We start from the raw sequence: 19,767 nt of genomic DNA, 5'->3' as shown, positions 1-19,767 counted from the left end.
TTCGTTTTCTTTCTAATAGTCTCAAAAAACCGTTTTCAAACGGTTTACATTAATGATGAAAAAATATGAGATATGTCACGGCTAACAATTGCTCAGTCTGAGATTTGCTGATACGATAATTCCGAAAATACAGTATGTTGCGGCGCAACAAAGCCAGCAGATACCTTAATGTCTTCAGCCCGTTGCCCGCAAAACAAGCACATACTGTATTCAATTTTCTGCAAATTAGTTGAGCACAAACGAATCAGACTGGTTTCAAAAGTGAATAGTTTGGGTAGTTTTGTTTAATAATGTTGTTTTATGAACATTTGAGTGCTGAAGGATAATAATATGGCTGAGCAATTCAAAGACATTGATCCAATCGAAACCCAAGAGTGGTTGGATTCATTAGCATCGGTTTTACAAAGTGAAGGTCCTGAGCGTGCGCATTACATCTTGCAACGCTTGGTACGCGAAGTCCGAAGAACCGGTGTGCACTTGCCTTTTAGCGCGACTACCGCTTACATCAATACCATTCCTGTGGGCAAAGAACAAAAATCTCCAGGCAATCATGAGTTGGAACACCGTTTGCGCTCGATGATACGCTGGAATGCCGCTGCCATTGTGTTGCGTGCCGGCAAGAAAGACTTGGAATTGGGCGGTCATATTGCCTCTTACCAATCAGCAGCAACCTTATACGATGTCGGTTTTAACCATTTCTGGAAAGCCGGTAACGAAAACGAAGATGGCGATTTGGTGTTCGTCCAAGGCCACTCTGCACCGGGCGTGTACGCGCGTGCATTCTTAGAAGGTCGTTTGAGCGAAGACCAATTGGACAACTTCCGTCAAGAAGTGGACGGCGAAGGCTTGCCTTCATACCCACACCCTTGGTTGGCGCCTGATTTCTGGCAATTCCCAACCGTGTCTATGGGTTTGGGCCCATTGATGGGTATTTACCAAGCACGTTTCTTGAAATACTTGGAATCTCGTGGTTTGGCCCGCACCAAAGGCCGTAAGGTTTGGGTGTTCTGTGGCGACGGCGAGATGGATGAACCTGAGAGCTTGGGTGCGATTTCTTTGGCCGCCCGCGAAGGTTTGGACAATTTGGTGTTCGTCATCAACTGTAACTTGCAACGCTTGGACGGCCCTGTGCGCGGTAACGGCAAAATCATCCAAGAATTGGAAGGCGATTTCCGTGGCTCAGGCTGGAATGTGTTGAAAGTGATTTGGGGCGGCCGTTGGGACCCATTGTTGGCGCAAGACAAAGACAATTTGCTCAAACAACGCATGGCCGAATGTTTGGACGGCGATTACCAAACCTTCAAATCCAAAGATGGCGCCTATGTGCGCGACCACTTCTTCGGTGCTTACCCTGAATTGAAAGCCATGGTTGCCAACTGGTCAGACGAAGAAATCTGGGCCTTGAACCGTGGTGGTCACGACCCACACAAAGTGTATGCCGCTTACCATGAAGCCACCACCAATGCCAATGGCCGTCCTACGGTGATTTTGGCCAAAACCATTAAAGGTTATGGTATGGGCGCGGCTGGTGAAGGTCAAAACATTGCCCACCAAGCCAAAAAAATGGACTTGGACTCACTGAAAAAATTCCGCGACCGCTTTGGCATTCCTGTGAGCGATGCTGAGTTGGAATCAGGCAACGTGCCTTATTACAAACCGGCCGAAGACAGCCCAGAAATGAAGTATTTGCATGAGCGTCGCAAATCTTTGAATGGTTACTTGCCTAGCCGCACACCTAACCATACCGCTTTGGAAATTCCATCGTTGGATGCATTTGAAGCACAATTGAAAGCTTCTGGCGACCGCGAATTCTCTACCACCATGGCATTCGTGCGCATCTTGGGCACTTTGCTTAAAGACAAACAAATCGGCAAACGCATTGTGCCGATTGTGCCAGATGAAAGCCGTACTTTCGGTATGGAAGGCATGTTCCGCCAATACGGTATTTGGAACCCTAAAGGCCAAAAATACACGCCACAAGACGCTGACCAATTGATGTTCTACAAAGAATCAGAATCGGGTCAAATGTTGCAAGAAGGCATTAACGAACCAGGCGCGATGAGCTCATGGATTGCGGCGGCAACCAGTTATGCCAACAGCCACTTCACCATGATTCCGTTCTACATTTACTACTCTATGTTTGGTTTCCAACGCGTGGGCGATTTGGCTTGGGCTGCGGGTGACTTGCGCGCCAAAGGCTTCTTGTTGGGCGGTACTGCCGGTCGCACCACTTTGAACGGCGAAGGTTTGCAACACGAAGACGGTCACAGCCAAATTCAGGCCGACTTGATTCCTAACTGCATCTCTTACGATCCAACCTATGCTTACGAAGTGGCTGTCATCATTCAAGACGGTTTGCGTCGCATGTTTGTTGAGCAAGAAGACGTGTTCTACTACTTGACCGTGATGAACGAAAACTACAAACACCCAGCCTTGCCTGAGCGTGCCAATGTCAAAGAAGACATCTTGCGCGGTATGTATTTGTTGCAAGAAGCCGATGGCACTGGCCACCACAAAGTGCAGTTGATGGGTTCGGGCGTGATTTTGGAAGAAGTCATCCGCGGTGCCGAATTGTTGAAACAAGACTTCAACATTGATGCCGACATCTGGAGCGTGACCTCATTCAACTTGGTGAACCGCGATTTGCAAGAAGTGTTGCGCTATAACCGTTTGCACCCAACTGGCGACCAAAAGGTGCCATTCATTACCGCCCAATTGGAAGGCCGTGAAGGTCCAGTGATTGCCTCTACCGACTACATCCGCTCGTTTGCCGACCGTGTGCGCGCTGGTATCAAAGCCGATTACACCGTTTTGGGCACCGATGGTTTCGGTCGCTCAGATTCGCGCGCCAACTTGCGCCGCTTCTTTGAAGTAGACCGCTTCCACGTGGTGGTGGCTGCTTTGAATGGCTTGGCCAACGAGGGCAAAATCGGTAAAGAACAAGTGGCATTGGCCATAGAGAAATATGGCATCGATGCAGACGTGTTGCCAAGCTGGTTGCGCTAACAGTTTTAACGTGCGGCCTGTAAAGTTTACAGGCCGCCTCATATTGAGATAAACGTTCAAAGGAATACACGATGAGTCAAATCGTAGAAATCAAAGTACCGGACATTGGCGGTCATGATAATGTGGATGTGATTGATGTTGCGGTAAAAGTGGGTGACACGGTTGCCGTAGACGATACCTTAATCACCTTAGAAACCGACAAAGCCACCATGGATGTGCCTGCTGATGTCGCAGGTGTGGTCAAAGAAGTGAAAATCAGTGTTGGTGATAAAGTGTCTGAAGGCACAGTCATCGTTACCGTCGAATCAGGTGCTGCCGCGGCTGCACCCGCAGCCGAAGCCGAAGCCGCTCCAGTAGCCGCGCCTGCCGCTGCCGCCCCGGTTGCTGAAGCGGCGCCTGCTGCCGCTGGTGGCAGCGTGTCTGTGGAAGTACCAGACATTGGCGACAACAGCGATGTGGATGTGATTGATGTGGCAGTCAAAGTGGGCGACACTGTGGCCGTAGACGACACCTTGATTACCTTGGAAACCGACAAAGCCACCATGGATGTGCCTTCGACGGCAGCCGGTAAAGTCACTGCGGTCAACATCAAAGTGGGTGACAAAGTCAGCCAAGGTACAGTCATCATCACCGTAGAAGGTGGCGCTGCCGCGCCAGCCGCTGCACCGGCTCAAGCTGCCGCCGCACCCGCGCCTGCTGCTACTCAAGCGCCTGCGCCAGCAGTGAAAGAATCTTCGCCACCGGTGGCCGCTTCCAGCACCATCTTGCAATCGACGGCTGCCATAGACGAAGCAGGCTTCTCTAAGGCGCACGCTGGCCCATCGACACGCAAATTCGCGCGCGAATTGGGTGTGGACTTGATCAAGGTAAAAGGTTCTGGCTCTAAAGGCCGCGTGACCAAAGACGACATCAAATCCTTCGTCAAAGGCTTGATGCAATCGGGCAACGTGCCTGCTGCCACAGCAGGCGCTTCATTGGGCGGTGGTTTGGACTTGTTGCCATGGCCAAAAGTCGATTTCAGCAAATTTGGTGAAATCGAAGTACAGCCATTGAGCCGCATCAAGAAAATTTCGGGCCAAAATCTGTCGCGCAACTGGGTGATGATTCCGCATGTGACCGTCAACGAAGACGCGGACATGACCGAATTGGAAGAATTCCGCAAAACCATTAACAAAGAATGGGAACGCGAGGGCGTGAAAGTATCGCCGTTGGCCTTCATCATCAAAGCCTCTGTGGTGGCTTTGAAGAAATTCCCTGAATTCAATTCGTCTTTGGACGGCGACAATTTGGTGTTGAAAAAATACTTCAACATCGGTTTTGCCGCCGACACGCCGAATGGTTTGGTGGTGCCAGTGATTAAAGACGCCGACAAAAAAGGCTTGAAAGAAATTTCCTTGGAATTGGCCGAATTGTCGAAAAAAGCCCGCGATGGCAAGCTCAAACCACAAGAAATGCAAGGCGCTTGCTTTACCATTTCTTCATTGGGCGGCATCGGTGGCACTGGCTTCACACCGATTGTGAACGCACCAGAAGTGGCCATCTTGGGCGTGTGCAAATCACAAATCAAACCGGTGTGGAACGGCAAAGAGTTCACGCCGCGCTTGATGTGTCCATTGTCATTGTCGTTTGACCACCGCGTCATCGACGGTGCCGCAGGCATGCGCTTTACTGTGTACTTGGCGCAGTTATTGGCCGATTTCCGTCGCGTGATTTTGTAAGACTCAAAAGCGGCCTGTAAATGTTTACAGGCCGCTTAGAGTTGCTAAATCAAACATTAAGAAAATGAGGTTGTAAACAGTATATAACTGCATGTCACACAGTGAACATGGCATAGGGATGAAGAATCGACATGAATCTTGATACAAGCCAAGCAACCATTATTGAATATTCTCAGACACATTATTGGGGTTTGGGATTTGGCTTTGTATTTTTGATGTCAGGGGCGATGATTCCTTTGGTGATGACCATTTTTCATATTTGGACTGTTACTCAAAGTATCATGAAAGCCAATTGGATAGGTTTGTTGGCATTCTGCTTTCTGTTATTTTGGGGAACGTTTTTATATGGAATGTTGTGGGCGGTCTTTACTCTGATTTTAACTGCCCCTAAACGTCTTTGCCTGACCCGAGAGGGAATGTGGGTTGAAACGCTGCATCGTCCCTGTTCCTATTGTTTGTTGTGGGATGATGTCACTGAAATCAATAAAGAAGCCTATGCTTCAGTGACTTTGCATTTTTACACTGGTTACAAATATTATTACCTTACACAAACTTATAAGACAAATGAATCGCAACGTTTGTTGAATAAAAAGTATCGGCAAACCAGCAAGCAATTGCTAACCAATCGCATGAAAGAATTCAGTAAGCCGCAATTTGAACAGTTGCTACACACTTATTACAAGCGTGGTAAGAGCAGTCGAATTGTATTTGAGTGCCAAACGATTGAATAAAAATTAATAGAGGTAATTATGGCTCTAATCGAATTAAAAGTTCCCGATATCGGTGGACATGACAATGTAGACATCATTGATGTGGCGGTGAAAGTGGGCGATACCGTGGCGGTAGACGACACCTTAATCACCTTAGAAACCGACAAAGCCACCATGGATGTGCCAGCGGAAAGCGCCGGCGTGGTCAAAGAAGTGAAAGTGGCTGTGGGCGACAAGATTTCTGAAGGCGGCGTGATTGTGGTGGTGGAAGCCGCTGCCGGCGATGCGCCTAAAGCTGAAGCAGCACCCGTTGCTGCGCCTGCCACGACCGAAGCGCCTAAAGCCGCTGCAGCAGCGCCGCAAGCGGCGAGTTTCGCTGGTTCGGCCGATGCTGAGTACGATGTGGTGGTATTGGGCGGTGGCCCTGGTGGCTATTCGGCGGCGTTTGCTGCGGCCGACCAAGGTTTGAAAACGGCGATTATTGAGCGCTACGCCACTTTGGGCGGTGTGTGTTTGAACGTCGGCTGTATCCCATCGAAAGCCTTGCTGCACAATGCGGCGGTGATAGATGAAGTGAAACACTTGGCTGCCAATGGCATCAAGTTTGCCGAGCCTGAAATCGACATCGACATGTTGCGTGGCTACAAAGAAAAAGTCATAGGCAAGCTTACTGGTGGTTTGGCCGGCATGGCCAAGGCGCGCAAAGTGGACGTGATTCGTGGCAATGCGCAATTTGTGTCGGCCAACCACTTTGAAGTGGCCGAAACCACGGGCACAGGTTCAGAAGAAACTGGCAACAAAAAAACCGTGGCCTTCAAAAATGCCATCATCGCTGCCGGTAGCCGCGTGACCAAATTGCCGTTCATTCCTGAAGACCCACGCATCGTCGATTCGACCGGTGCTTTGGAACTCAAAGGCGTGCCAGAAAAAATGCTGATCATCGGCGGTGGCATCATCGGTTTGGAAATGGGCACGGTATACAGCACTTTGGGCGCACGCTTGGATGTGGTGGAAATGATGGACGGCTTGATGCAAGGCGCCGACCGTGATTTGGTCAAAGTGTGGCAAAAAATGAATGAATACCGCTTTGACAACATCATGCTGAACACCAAAACCGTGGGCGTGGAAGCGAAAGAAGACGGCATTTATGTGACGTTTGAAGGCGCAAAAGCACCGACCGAACCACAACGCTATGATTTGGTGTTGGTGGCGGCTGGCCGTCAACCGAATGGTTTGTTAATCGGCGCGGACAAAGCCGGTGTGGCGGTGACTGAGCGCGGCTTTATCGAAGTCGACAAACAACAGCGCACCAATGTGCCGCATATTTATGCCATCGGCGACATCGTCGGTCAACCAATGCTCGCGCACAAAGCCGTGCACGAAGGCCATGTGGCGGCAGAAAACTGTGCCGGTCACAAAGCCTTCTTTGATGCGCGCGTGATTCCGGGCGTGGCTTACACCGATCCTGAAGTGGCTTGGGTGGGCGTGACCGAAGAAATCGCCAAACGCGATGGCATCAAAATCACCAAATCGGTGTTCCCATGGGCTGCTTCAGGCCGTGCCATTGCCAATGGCCGCGATGAAGGCTTTACCAAGTTGATCTTCGATGCCGAAACCGGCTTGATTATCGGTGGTGGCATCGTCGGCACACACGCAGGCGACATGATAGGCGAAATCTGCTTGGCCATCGAAATGGGTTGTGATGCCGAAGACATCGGCAAAACCATCCATCCGCACCCGACCTTGGGCGAATCCATAGGCATGGCAGCGGAAGTGGCTTTGGGCGTTTGTACCGATTTGCCGCCGATGCGCAAAAAATAATTCATTTTTCCCTCTGGCTGTCTGCACCTGCAGGCAGCCATTTTTTTATCCACACACATCACACATGGAAACCACAATGAAGCAACACAGCATGACTGCCGATGTTTTGCCGGTACGGCGCGGCTTGGCTTGGCAAGACAGCAAGGTTTTGGCGCTGTCGTCTTTGGGCGGTGCCTTGGAATTTTACGATTTCATGATTTTTGCCTTGATGGCGCCGATATTGAGCCATTTGTTTTTTCCTGCCAGTTTGGGCGAGGCTTGGGCCTTGGTCTATACCTATGCCATTTTTGCCATCGGTTATGTGATGCGGCCTGTAGGCGGCTTGGTCATGGCACATTTGGGCGACAGGTTGGGGCGCAAACGCATGTTCACGTGGTCGCTGTTGTTGATGGCCTTGCCGACGCTGGCCATGGGATTGTTGCCGACATATGCGCAAATCGGCATCGCCGCGCCCTTGTTGCTGTTGTTGTGTCGGGTGGTACAAGCGGTGGCCATAGGCGGCGAAGTGCCGGCGGCGTGGACGTATGTGTCTGAGCAAGTGCCGGTCAACCAAGTCGGTTTGGCCAATGGCTTGCTCACTGCGGGCTTGTCCATGGGCATTTTATTGGGCTCGCTGTCGGTGATGGGTTTACAGGCCGCATTCAGCAGCGACACTGTGCAAGCGGGCGCATGGCGTTTGCCATTTGTGTTGGGCGGGGTATTGGGTTTGCTGGCGGTGTGGATGCGCAAACACCTGCAGGAAACGCCGATATTCATGGCCATCAAACAGCGCCGTTTGCTCTACCAAGGTTTGCCTTTGGCCGAAGTGTGGCGCTCGCACAAGCGCTTGCTCATCATCGGCATGGGCATCAATTGGTTTTTGCTCGCCAGTGTGGCGGTGGTGTTGTTGGCGATGCCGAAATTGTTGCAACAACAATTGGGTTTGAGCCCGGTGCAAGCAACGGCTTGGCAAGTGGCTGGCATTGCCTTGCAAGCATTTGGTTGCATCGCCTTTGGGCGTTTGGCGGACAAATACGGCATCAGCCGCAGTGCTTGGGTCGGGGCTAGCGTGATGGTGTTGGCGGCGGCGGTGTTTTATTTTGGTTTGCACGCATTGCCTGTGGCGGTGTTGGCGCTGGCCTATGCGCTGATGGCGCTGTGTGCTGGCAGTGGCGCGTGTTTGGGCAAGATGGTGGTGCGCTTTCCGGCGCCGATACGCTTAAGCGGCATGGCCGCCACTTACAATTTGTCGTCGGCTTTGCTCGGCGGGCTGTCTTTGCCTTTGGTGGCATGGCTGAATGCTCACATCAGCTGGGGGGCGTGGCTGTATTTGAGTGCTTTGTGTGCGCTGTTTGCATTACTGGGCAGTGCGTATCGCAAATGGTTTGAGGCGGCCTGTAAATAACAGCGACAAGGATTCATACACAGAATATGTGCATAAGGGTGTTGATAACATTTGATATGGCTTAGCTTTCAGTCACTTACGTCCATGCTTAATTTATGGGCAATGTGGATAAGCTCGTCCATCTATGTAATTGGTATTTTGTTTCTATCGTAACTAAATGTCAATATCTAAGTGCATGTATTCTAGTAAATGCTGGCTGTATCATGGATTGACATATTTTTTGATTGTATTAATATATTATTTCAATTTTTTAATTATAAATTAATTTATTGAAATAATATTGCTGTGTTATTCATAAATCTAACCGAATAAATGAATGATGCGCATGTTCATAGTGCAATCAGTGTTTATCCATAATATAAAAAGCAGAATATGACAGAACCAAAAATCCAACAATACGATGATGTGCATGGCAATCGCTGGCTCAATCGCGACGATTACCGCACTTTATCGCTCTCTTCACTTGGCGGTGCACTGGAATTTTACGATTTTGTGATTTATGTGTTTTACGCCAAAATCATTTCCGAAATGTTCTTCCCCAGCGATTTGAGTCCATTTTGGGCCATGCTCAATACTTATGGCATTTTTGCCGCTGGCTATTTCTTCCGTCCCTTGGGTGGTTTGGTGATGGCGCATTTTGGTGATTTGATAGGCCGCAAACGCTTGTTTGCCTTGTCCATCTTCTTAATGGCGGTGCCGACTTTGTGCATAGGCTTGATGCCGACATTCGCCACCATAGGTTATGCTGCGCCCTTATTACTATTATTGATGCGCATTATCCAAGGCATCGCCATCGGCGGTGAAATCCCGGCGGCATGGACGTTTGTGTCTGAACACGTGCCACCCAAACACGTTGGCTTTGCCAATGGCACGCTGACGGCCGGTTTGTCGTTCGGGATTTTATTGGGGGCGCTGATGTCTTTGGCCATCGCCAAAATGTTCAGCGAAGCCGAAATCCACGATTGGGCGTGGCGCATTCCATTTGTCATCGGCGGCTTCTTGGGCTTTATCACCATGTATTTGCGCTCGTATTTGAAAGAAACGCCGGTGTTCAAGGCGATGCAAGAGCGCAAGCAGTTGTACCAAGGCTTGCCCGTGAAGGCGGTATTGCAAGAGCACCGTGTGGCGGTGGTATTGGGCATGTTGTTCACTTGGTTTTTGACCGCGTGCGTGGTGGTGGTATTGCTGTCGATGCCGCAATTGCTGATCGGCACTTTTGGCTATGACCGTGCCGATGCGTTTGTGTTGCAATCAACAGGCATCGTGATGCAAGTGGTAGGCTGCGTGTTGTTTGGCTGGTTGGCCGACAAATGGGGCGGTGGCAAAACCATGATTTTTGGCAGCATCGCCGTGTTTGTGTGCGCGCTGGTGTATTACAACGCCTTAGGCGCGTGGAGTGCCAATGCCATCTTCATTGCCTATGCGAGTTTGGGTTTGGCTGCCGGTGCGGTTGGGGTGGTGCCGATGTTGATGGTGCGCATGTATCCTGCGCCGGTGCGTTTTACCGGCATCTCGTTTTCTTACAATGTCTCTTACGCCATCATCGGTGGTTTGACCTTACCGGTGGTGCAGTGGCTCAGCCGCTACAGCGACATCGGTGCGATGTATTATGTGTTGTTCTTGGCGGCGTTGAGTGTGGCTTGTTGCGGCCTCTACATGCAGAAATTTGAGCGTTAAACAGCTGGTTTGGCATGAAGATGCGGCCTGTAAGAGTTTACAGGCCGCATTGTTGTGGTGACTTGGTGTACAGTGTTGGACAGTTTGTTGCAGTTAAATGGATTTTAGATGTGCATACCGATAAAAACCGTAAAATTGCAGCATAAAACAGCCAAAATAACCTAAACTGACACATTAATTGGTTAGATGGTAATGATTGTTAGGCGCAGTTTCGAGTAAAATACTCACGCTGTTGATCAGAATATGCCTGATAACATCGTCACAAAAAATACACAATAAGGGGCCAAACACATGGGAAGTTATTCCTTCTTACAAGTCTTTACGGTGGTATTCGCCTTGTCGATTGCCACCACCTTGTTCAATAAACGGGCCTTGGGTCTGCCTGCGGCCATCGGTGTGCCCATCGTGTCGGCCATTTTCGTGTTCTTGTTGCAATGGGCAGTGAGTCTGTTTGGCCACAACGATTACATCCACATCAATATTGATGAAATTGAAAAAGCGGTGCGCACCTTCAATTTCTATGATTTTCTGATCAATGGGGTGATTTGTTTCATTCTGACCTCATCGGCACTCAAATTCAAAATCACCGATTTAAGAGCGTATTTCAAACCAATCGCCATTTTGGCCAGCATCGCCTTGATTTTGTGCGCCATTTTCTTTGGTTTGGCCTTGTATGGCTACCAAGTTGCCACGGGTCACAAAGTGGGCATCTTGGTGTTGTTGTTGCTTGGCGCGGCTTTGGGTGCGACCGACCCCATCGGCATCAAAGGCGTGCTCAGCTCGGTGAAAGCGCCGCACCATTTGATGGTGAAGCTCGAAGGCGAATCGCTGTTCAACGATGCGGTGTGTATCGCCTTATTCATGGCAATTTTGGGGGTGATTAAGGGCAAAGACTTTACCGTTGGCGCGGCTTTGGCCAATTTGGGCTATGAAATTGCGGTGGCGGTGTTGATTGGTTGGGCATTTGGCTGGTTGGTATTGCGCATGCTCAAGGGCAAACACGAGATGGAATCGCTGATTTTATCGACCGCGTTCTTGGCCACAGGCTCGTATTTGGTCGCTTTGTATGCGCATGCGTCTGGCCCGATTGCCTGTGTCATCGGTGGCTTGATGGTGGGCAACCGTTGGCAAGAGATATTGTCCGAGCAAGAGGTGAGCGAGGTCAATCACTTTTGGCACACGGTGGAAGGCATCATCAACTCCTTCTTGTTCACCTTAATTGGCATGGAATTGTTCATCATTGATTTTCACGCCAGCTTGCTCATCGGTGGCGTGGTGGCGTTTGTGATTTTGCACATTTGCCGCTTTGCCGCCAACTTCTTGGCGTTTATCCCATTTCGCAATGTCAAAAGCAAAAGCTATCACGGCAGTTTGACCATCTTGTCATGGGGCGGGGTGCGTGGCGGCATCTCGCTGGCCTTGATTTTGGCGGTGGCGAACATGCCGCAATTGGCGCACCACAGCGACATCTTGATTGGTTACACCTTTATTTGCGTGCTGCTGTCGGGCTTGGTGTGTGGCTTGGGTTTGCCAGGGGTGATGAACGCGTTTTACTACAACCCAGACGAGCCTAAGACCGGCTTTTCCGGTTGGTACCAACGGCTGTGCCACAAAATGAACCGCAGCGGCTTGCAATACGTGGTGACTGAAGACGCCAATGGCAAGGAAAACATCATTGTCTACAACCCTGAGTGTTTGGCAACCGAGCCTGAGGAAGTCACCGATGTTGACGGCGATGGCGTGGTGGAAATCAACGATGCCGAATTGGCCGCCAAAGTCAGACGCTTGGAAGACCCGAACAACTTCTGATGTTGGTAAAATAATGTTGTGAAATGCGGCCTATAAATGCGACAAACCATTTACAGGCCGCTTGTGTTACAGGGTTTGTGGTTTAATCTGTGTATTTAAACCCGTGGGTAGGCTGGTCGTCACTGAGCCACAAGCCGCAAAGGAAGGCGATGAAACACACCGCGAAGCTGCTGCTTATCTTGCTGGCCTGCGCCTTGAGCGGCTGCGCCAGTCTATATGTACGGCATGACATGAATGGCGGTGATGTCGCTGCCGATTACCAATACCAAGTGTTGTTAGAAGGCACCTTGCTGGCAGTGGCTCGCCCAAAAACGCCGCTGCCCGAATATGCCGATGCATGGGTATTGGTGGGCAAGGCGCACAGTTATTTGATGCTGCCGCAAGGCAAGCCCGCCGGTTTTCTGAATCAGCTCTGGCAAAGCGTCGACATGCGCTATGTGCGCCTCAATGGACAATACTCACGCGATGGTTTGGGCGCGGTGTTGATGGCAGCGCGGCCGCAGCAACAGCAATGGTTTGAGCAAGTGCGTTTGAACTACCGCAAACCCTTGTCGCAAGTCACGCCGCGAGAGCGCCAGTCATTGCAAGACTTGGGCTTTTATTGCAATGAACTGGTCAGCGCCGGTGTTTACGATTGCTCGGTCGGCATCAATGTTGAATACTTGCCCATTAGCGCCGCCAAATTCAGTGGCAAAACCGTGCACCGCTTGCCACAGCCGCATACGTTCAAAGTGGTGTTGCGCAGTGAAAAAAATCCCAATGCCAGCGCCGCTTCATGGCAACAACAGCTGTTGCAGCCCTTGGCTCTGGTGGTCGATGTGGTGACTTTGCCGGTACAAATCATTGGCGGTGCGGTGGTGCAAGGTGTGGGCTCTGGGCAATCAGGCAAGTGATGCCAAAGCGAGGGACATAAAGCAATTGAAATAAACGACATGAAGCAGTAAATCATGCGGCCTGTAAACACTTGCTTGGGTTTACAGGCCGCTTGTTGTGTACAGCAAAGGCTTAGCCGAAAAGGTTGGTTTGTAAGGTGAGAAGCAGCGCCATCGCTGCCCACGACACCATGATGCTGTACCAGATGATGGCGCCTACTACCATCAAACGGGGCGCGAAACGCAGCCAGTCCAAATGAAACTGGTCGTTGGCCTTATCACCGAGTTGCCAATAATCGTGTTGTACTTCTATGCGCTGGTACAGCGTATACACCGTGTCTTTGTAATGCTCGATGTCTAAGCCCATGGCCGGTATGCGCTGGCCGCTAAATGGCTCTTGTATCGGGGTGGCGCAGTGGCATAACACCCATGCCAATACCACCAGTAAGGCAATCGGAAACAGTTGCTGTCTTTGCTCGTCAAACCAAGAGGTTAATTCCCAGCGCAATATCCACAATAACACAAACGCCACCAGCGCCATCAGCATAAAATAAGGGCCCAATACGCGGCTGTACCACCAACCGATGTTGTGGTTGAAACGCCCAAGCCTGCGCCACAACAGCCAAATGTCGCGGTCTTTGATGTAATGCGGGCGTTCATCGTGCAAACGTTCATAGCCGATGCGGTATAAGCCTTCGCGGCGCAGCCAAAAACCGATGGCGAACAATAAGGGCACGCCCAGCCAGCGGCTCAAGACAAAATCCAACAGCGTATCCAATGCCGTCCCCTTAGCAATGATGTGGTAGGTAATGCTGTGAAGATAACATAAGCGGCCTGTAAATGCTTACAGGCCGCTTGTAGCTTAGGAAAACCGCAAGATGTGGGTGTTGACTTACTTCAACATATTGCTTAAAAACGCCTTGGTGCGTGGGTGTTGCGGATTGTCGAAGAAGGCTTTGGCCTCGCCGCCTTCTACCATCACCCCGCCGTCCATGAAATAGACTTTGTCGGCCACTTCGCGCGCAAAACCCATTTCATGTGTGACCACCACCATGGTCATATTGTCTTCGGCCAGTTTTTGCATGGTTTTCAACACTTCGCCGGTGAGCTCAGGGTCGAGCGCCGAGGTCGGTTCGTCAAACAACATGATGTCCGGTTGCATTGCCAAGGCGCGGGCAATGGCGACACGCTGTTTTTGACCGCCGGACAATTGCGAGGGGTAAAAATCGTGTTTCTCGGCCAAGCCTACTTTGGCGAGCAATTCGTGCGCTAAAGGCAGGATTTGCTCTTTGCGCATTTTTTTCACCGTCATCGGCGCTTCAATGATGTTCTGTATCACCGTCATGTGCGGGAACAAATTGAATTGCTGGAACACCATGCCCATTTTGCTGCAAATGGCTTTCACTTCTTTGTCGCTGGGGTAATGCGCATGGCCAGCGTCATCGCTGCTGACCAAGGTTTGGCCTTCGATGGTGATGCTGCCGCCATTGACGGTTTCCAAATGATTCAAGCAGCGCAGCAGTGTTGATTTGCCTGAGCCTGACGAACCAATAATCGCCACCACTTCTGATGGACGCACTTGCAAACTCACGTCTTTCAACACTTCCAACGCGCCAAACGATTTGCGGATGTGCTGGGCGTCTATCATCAAATCAGTCTTCATAGACGGCATAGCGTTTCTCCATGTATTGGAACATCCACGTCAAAATCAAAGTCATGATTAAGTAGAATGCAGCGGCAGTAATAAACGGGGTGACATTGAAGTCGCGTTGCACAATATTGCGGGTGGCGCGCAGCAAGTCATTCAAGGCCAACACATACACCAACGAGGTGTCTTTGACCAAGGTGATGGTTTCATTCGATAAGGGCGGCAGAATTTTTTTCCACATTTGCGGCAGCACGATGCGGCGCATGGTTTGTGGATACGACATGCCCAAAGTCTTGGCCGCTTCGTATTGGCCGCGGCCGATGGCCAAGATGCCACCGCGGAAAATTTCGGCAAAGTAGGCGGCATAATTCAAGGCAAACGCCACCACCGCCGCGGTGAAGTCTTCAAAGTAAATGCCGACAGCGGGCAGGGCGAAATAAACGAACAGCATTTGCAGCATCAGCGGCGTGCCGCGCATCAGCCAAATATAGCCATTGACCAAGACATCAAAAGCCTTGATGCCAGACAGACGCAACAGCGCCAAAATCAGCCCCAGTGGAATCGACAGCAGCAAGGTAATCACAAACAACTTCAAAGTCATTTGTGCGCCTTCCCACAGGGGCGGAAGCATTTGTATTAAATAATCCATGTGTGTACCTAATTAAAAGCGTCCTGTAAAACAACAACGCTGTCTGAAGGATGTTTCAGACAGCGTTTATTGAATCAAAAACGCGACATCGCCTTATTTGATGATGTCTTTACCAAACCATTGGTTGGCGATTTTAGCAGAAGTACCGTCAGCTTTCATCGCTACCAATGCGCCTTGCAATTTGTCGTGCAAGGCTTGGTCTTCTTTGCGCATGCCCACGCCGTATTCTTCAGTGCCGAAATTGTCTTCCAAAACAACGTATTCGGTCGGTTTTTTCGCCACATAATAGCGACCCACCACTTCGTCTACCACCACCGCGTCTATGCGTTTGGTGCTCAAATCCATCAATGCAGTGACGTTGTCACCGTATTTTTTCATTTCTTTAAACGATTTTGATACCGCATCGGCTTCAACGGCAGGGATGGCGCTGCTGCCATCTTGTACACCGACGATTTTGCCATTCAAGTCGGTTTTCACTTTGATTGGTGAGCCGGCAGACACCACGATGATTTGGTGGTTTTCCATGTATGGGTTAGAGAACAAGATGTTTTGTTTGCGCTCTTCGGTGATGGTCAAGCCGTTCCACAACAAGTCGACGCGTTTTGATTTCAATTCTGATTCTTTGGCTGCCCAGTCTATCGGTTTGAATTCCACTTCTACGCCCATGTGTTTGGCAGCGGCTTTGGCCATGTCGATGTCAAAACCCACCAATTCGTTTTTGTCATCGCGAAAGCCCATAGGAGGGAAGTTATCGTCCAAACCAATGACGATTTTGCTTGGCACAGTTTGGTTAGCAGCAGCAGGGGCGCTGCCTTCAGCTGGTTTGTCACCGGCTGGCGCTTGGTTAGAATTGCCGCCACAAGCGCTTAACAAAACGGCTGAAACGGAAAGAGTCATCAAAGAGGTCAAGATTTTTTGCATGTGAGTAAGATCCTAAGTAAACCTGAACAAAAGCTAACGGCGTGGTGTGTTAACTTACGTCAATTGTCATATCAATTGCATGATTTAGCAATCTTTTCGCGGATTTATTCACAAATTATCTGCTGGGACGGCGCTTTACAGGCCGCATTTGCCGCAGTGAACGAGGGATTAAGCGGCCTGTAAACAAGGCGCTATCAGGGATAAACAGAGATAAGCGTGGACTATGGCTTTAAGCCGGTAAATCGCAATAGAGTTTTTTGGCCAAGGCAATCATTTGCGCGATATTGTCGTCGGCGATGCGGTAATACACGGTTTGGCCTTGTTTGCGCGTGGCCAGCCAACCTTCGTCGCGCAGCAATTTCAAATGTTGCGACAAGGGGGAGGCATTCAACGGGATGTGTTGGTTCAAAGCGCCCACACACAATTCCTCTTGTTCCAATAACACACACAAAATCATCAGGCGGTGGGTGTTGGCCAAGAGTTTGTACACTTGGGTGACTTTTTCGGCTTGCTGCCACATTTGTTCAGGAGGGTTCATGCTGCGAGGCTCATTGCGTGGATGGCTATTATCGGACAGTGTACACATGGAGGCAAATGGCGCTGAAACAAGAGGGCGACAACAAGTGGGTAAAGGTGAGTTGTTTGTCCTAGATGGGAGGGTATAAGCGAGGAGGATAAAGGTGGTGCCATGTTTTGCACTGCTACAAATCATATGATTTCATTTACAGGCCGCATTTTAAGGTGTGAGGTGAATATCTGCAGAATCCACCAAAAATCAGCAAGATAAAGCCATTGGTTTTAATCTATTTAAACCGGGCTCATAGCCTGAGGCTGTTATGCGCGAAAAGCGGTTTATTATCCGGTGAAATTGATTTAAAATCTATGTGTTGTTACGCAACAGCATAGAATACGAATAAGAACCGTTTATATTTAAACAAAAGGAAACTTCTGATGTCTTTTTTGGATAGCTACCGTGCCCACGTGGCGGAGCGCGCCGCTTTAGGAACCGTTCCTCTGCCTTTGTCAGCTCAGCAAACTGCTGAATTGGTTGAACTCTTAAAAAACCCACCAGCTGGTGAGGGTGAATTTTTGGTGGACTTGTTGACCCACCGCGTTCCTCCTGGCGTTGATGATGCTGCGAAAGTCAAAGCGTCTTTCTTGGCTGCTGTCGCTGAAGGCACTGCTCAAAGCCCATTGGTAAGCGCTGAATTGGCAACCAAATTATTGGGTACCATGTTGGGTGGTTACAATATTTCCGCTTTGGTTGAATTGTTGGATGACGACAAATTGGCTGCCACTGCAGCCGAAGGCCTGAAACACACTTTGTTGATGTTTGATGCTTTCCATGATGTAAAAACCAAAATGGACAATGGCAATGCTTATGCCAAAGAAGTGATGGAATCTTGGGCCAATGCCGAATGGTTCACTTCACGTCCTAAAGTACAAGACAAAATCACCGTGACCGTGTTCAAAGTGACCGGTGAAACCAATACCGACGATTTGTCTCCAGCACCTGATGCTTGGAGCCGTCCTGACATTCCATTGCACGCATTGGCGATGTTGAAAAACCCACGCGATGGCATCACCCCTGATCAACCAGGTTCTGTGGGCCCAATCAAATTGTTGGAAGAATTGAAAGCCAAAGGCAATTTGGTGGCTTACGTCGGTGACGTGGTAGGTACCGGTTCTAGCCGTAAATCTGCGACCAACTCAGTGATTTGGCACACAGGTGAAGACATTCCTTTTGTTCCTAACAAACGCTTTGGTGGCGTGTGCTTGGGTGGCAAAATTGCACCAATTTTCTTCAATACTCAAGAAGACTCAGGCGCTTTGCCTATCGAAGTAGACGTGTCTAACTTGAACATGGGCGATGTGGTAGACATCTTCCCATACGAAGGCAAAATCGTTAAAAACGGCGAAACCATTGCCAACTTCGAATTGAAATCTCAAGTTTTGTTTGATGAAGTACAAGCCGGTGGCCGTATTAACTTGATTATTGGTCGTGGTTTGACTGGTAAAGCACGCGAAGCCTTGGGCTTGCCTGCTTCTGAAGCGTTCCGCTTGCCACAAGCACCTGCTGCTACCAATGCTGGTTTCACTTTGGCGCAAAAAATGGTCGGTCGCGCTTGTGGCTTACAAGAAGGTCAAGGCGTGCGCCCTGGTACTTACTGTGAACCTAAGATGACCACTGTTGGCTCGCAAGACACCACTGGTCCTATGACCCGTGACGAATTGAAAGACTTGGCTTGCTTGGGCTTCTCGGCTGACTTGGTGATGCAATCATTCTGTCACACCGCCGCTTACCCTAAACCGGTTGACGTGAAAACCCACAAAGAATTGCCTGAGTTCATTTCTACTCGTGGCGGTGTGGCTTTGCGTCCAGGTGATGGCGTGATTCACTCATGGTTAAACCGTTTGTTGATGCCTGATACTGTTGGTACTGGTGGCGACTCGCACACCCGTTTCCCTATCGGTATTTCCTTCCCAGCCGGTTCTGGTTTGGTAGCGTTTGCTGCTGCCACTGGTGTGATGCCTTTGGACATGCCTGAATCTGTATTGGTGCGTTTCTCTGGTACGTTGCAACCAGGCGTGACTTTGCGTGACTTGGTGAATGCGATTCCTTTGTATGCCATCAAAGCAGGTTTGTTGACTGTGGCCAAAGCCGGTAAGAAAAACATTTTCTCAGGCCGCATTTTGGAAATCGAAGGCTTGCCTGATTTGAAAGTGGAACAAGCGTTTGAATTGACCGATGCTTCTGCTGAGCGTTCTGCCGCAGGTTGTACGGTGAAATTGAACAAAGAACCGATTATTGAATACATGCAATCTAACGTCGTGTTGATGAAAAACATGATTGCCGACGGTTACGCCGATGCCCGTACTTTGGCGCGTCGTATCGAAAGCATGGAAAAATGGTTGGCCAATCCACAATTGTTGGAAGCCGATGCCGATGCTGAATACGCTGCAGTCATCGAAATCAACATGGACGATGTGAAAGAGCCGATCTTGGCTTGCCCTAACGACCCTGATGACGTGAAAATCTTGTCAGACGTTGCCGGCACCAAAATTGATGAAGTGTTCATCGGTTCTTGCATGACCAACATCGGTCACTTCCGTGCTGCCGGTAAATTGTTAGAAGGTAAAGCCGATATTCCAGTGCGTTTGTGGGTGGCTCCTCCAACCAAAATGGACGCGGAACAATTGTCTGACGAAGGCTACTACGGTATTTTGGGTCGCGCTGGTGCGCGCATGGAAATGCCAGGTTGCTCATTGTGCATGGGTAACCAAGCACAAGTGCGCGAAGGTGCGACTGTGGTGTCTACCTCAACCCGTAACTTCCCGAACCGTTTGGGCAAAAACACTTATGTGTACTTGAGCTCGGCTGAATTGGCAGCGATTGCTTCTAAATTGGGTCACATCCCAACCGTAGAAGAGTATTTCCAAAACGTGGCCATCATCAACGAAAAAGGTGCAGAAGTGTACCGCTACATGAATTTCAATCAAATTGAAAAATATGAAACCGTTGCTGAACAAGTGAACATTTAGTCAGCCTGC

14 protein-coding genes are annotated in these 19,767 nt (G+C 49.8%); 9 read left to right on the top strand and 5 right to left on the bottom strand.

Annotated elements, in window-relative coordinates; genetic code table 11:
* Positions 1 to 330: 330 nt before the first annotated feature.
* The 8 genes from aceE to BN3003_RS15975 all read left to right on the top strand — a co-directional run bounded on the left by aceE (position 331) and on the right by BN3003_RS15975 (position 13,018).
* On the top strand, positions 331 to 3,006 hold the full coding sequence (aceE, locus tag BN3003_RS16010) for a pyruvate dehydrogenase (acetyl-transferring), homodimeric type (RefSeq protein ID WP_058357618.1): 2,676 nt from the start codon (positions 331 to 333) through the stop codon (positions 3,004 to 3,006).
* Between the two features lie 71 nt (positions 3,007 to 3,077).
* Positions 3,078 to 4,724, top strand: coding sequence for a dihydrolipoyllysine-residue acetyltransferase (aceF, locus tag BN3003_RS16005; protein ID WP_058357617.1), 1,647 nt, complete (start codon positions 3,078 to 3,080; stop codon positions 4,722 to 4,724).
* Between the two features lie 131 nt (positions 4,725 to 4,855).
* Positions 4,856 to 5,455, top strand: a complete 600-nt coding sequence (locus BN3003_RS18930; protein ID WP_147645457.1) for a hypothetical protein — start codon at positions 4,856 to 4,858, stop codon at positions 5,453 to 5,455.
* Between the two features lie 18 nt (positions 5,456 to 5,473).
* On the top strand, positions 5,474 to 7,255 hold the full coding sequence (gene lpdA / locus BN3003_RS15995) for a dihydrolipoyl dehydrogenase (protein ID WP_058357615.1): 1,782 nt from the start codon (positions 5,474 to 5,476) through the stop codon (positions 7,253 to 7,255).
* Positions 7,256 to 7,331: 76 nt separating this feature from the next.
* Positions 7,332 to 8,639, top strand: coding sequence for an MFS transporter (locus tag BN3003_RS15990; protein ID WP_058357614.1), 1,308 nt, complete (start codon positions 7,332 to 7,334; stop codon positions 8,637 to 8,639).
* Positions 8,640 to 9,011: 372 nt separating this feature from the next.
* Positions 9,012 to 10,316: an MFS transporter gene (locus BN3003_RS15985; RefSeq protein ID WP_058357613.1), complete on the top strand. Its 1,305-nt coding sequence runs from the start codon at positions 9,012 to 9,014 to the stop codon at positions 10,314 to 10,316.
* A 291-nt stretch (positions 10,317 to 10,607) separates the two neighbouring features.
* The gene (locus tag BN3003_RS15980) at positions 10,608 to 12,125 is read left to right on the top strand and encodes a cation:proton antiporter (protein WP_058357612.1); all 1,518 of its coding nucleotides are present in this window, start codon (positions 10,608 to 10,610) and stop codon (positions 12,123 to 12,125) included.
* A 149-nt stretch (positions 12,126 to 12,274) separates the two neighbouring features.
* Positions 12,275 to 13,018 (top strand): hypothetical protein, encoded by a 744-nt coding sequence (locus BN3003_RS15975; protein ID WP_058357611.1) that lies wholly within the window; start codon positions 12,275 to 12,277, stop codon positions 13,016 to 13,018.
* Between the two features lie 112 nt (positions 13,019 to 13,130).
* On the opposite strand, the gene BN3003_RS15970 is transcribed toward BN3003_RS15975, so the two are convergent.
* The 5 genes from BN3003_RS15970 to BN3003_RS18925 form a co-directional block, all read right to left on the bottom strand.
* Positions 13,131 to 13,775, bottom strand: coding sequence for a hypothetical protein (locus BN3003_RS15970; protein ID WP_058357610.1), 645 nt, complete (start codon positions 13,773 to 13,775; stop codon positions 13,131 to 13,133).
* A 114-nt stretch (positions 13,776 to 13,889) separates the two neighbouring features.
* Complete coding sequence (locus tag BN3003_RS15965) at positions 13,890 to 14,645, bottom strand: amino acid ABC transporter ATP-binding protein (RefSeq protein WP_058358092.1); 756 nt, start codon at positions 14,643 to 14,645, stop codon at positions 13,890 to 13,892.
* 4 nt (positions 14,646 to 14,649) lie between these two features.
* Positions 14,650 to 15,276, bottom strand: a complete 627-nt coding sequence (locus tag BN3003_RS15960; RefSeq protein ID WP_267886158.1) for an amino acid ABC transporter permease — start codon at positions 15,274 to 15,276, stop codon at positions 14,650 to 14,652.
* A 111-nt stretch (positions 15,277 to 15,387) separates the two neighbouring features.
* Positions 15,388 to 16,215 (bottom strand): amino acid ABC transporter substrate-binding protein, encoded by an 828-nt coding sequence (locus BN3003_RS15955; RefSeq protein WP_058357608.1) that lies wholly within the window; start codon positions 16,213 to 16,215, stop codon positions 15,388 to 15,390.
* 229 nt (positions 16,216 to 16,444) lie between these two features.
* A complete protein-coding gene (locus tag BN3003_RS18925; protein WP_058357607.1) occupies positions 16,445 to 16,753 on the bottom strand; it encodes an ArsR/SmtB family transcription factor in 309 nt (102 codons plus the stop codon).
* A 413-nt stretch (positions 16,754 to 17,166) separates the two neighbouring features.
* Between BN3003_RS18925 and acnB the strand changes: the two genes are divergently transcribed.
* Positions 17,167 to 19,758, top strand: a complete 2,592-nt coding sequence (gene acnB, locus BN3003_RS15945) for a bifunctional aconitate hydratase 2/2-methylisocitrate dehydratase (protein ID WP_058357606.1) — start codon at positions 17,167 to 17,169, stop codon at positions 19,756 to 19,758.
* Positions 19,759 to 19,767: the final 9 nt, after the last annotated feature.

Source organism: Vitreoscilla massiliensis (assembly GCF_001457815.1).
Classification (GTDB): Bacteria; Pseudomonadota; Gammaproteobacteria; order Burkholderiales; family Neisseriaceae; genus Vitreoscilla; species Vitreoscilla massiliensis.
The sequence above is the reverse complement of the archived record's forward strand: the minus strand, read 5'-3'. Positions and strand labels throughout refer to the sequence as shown.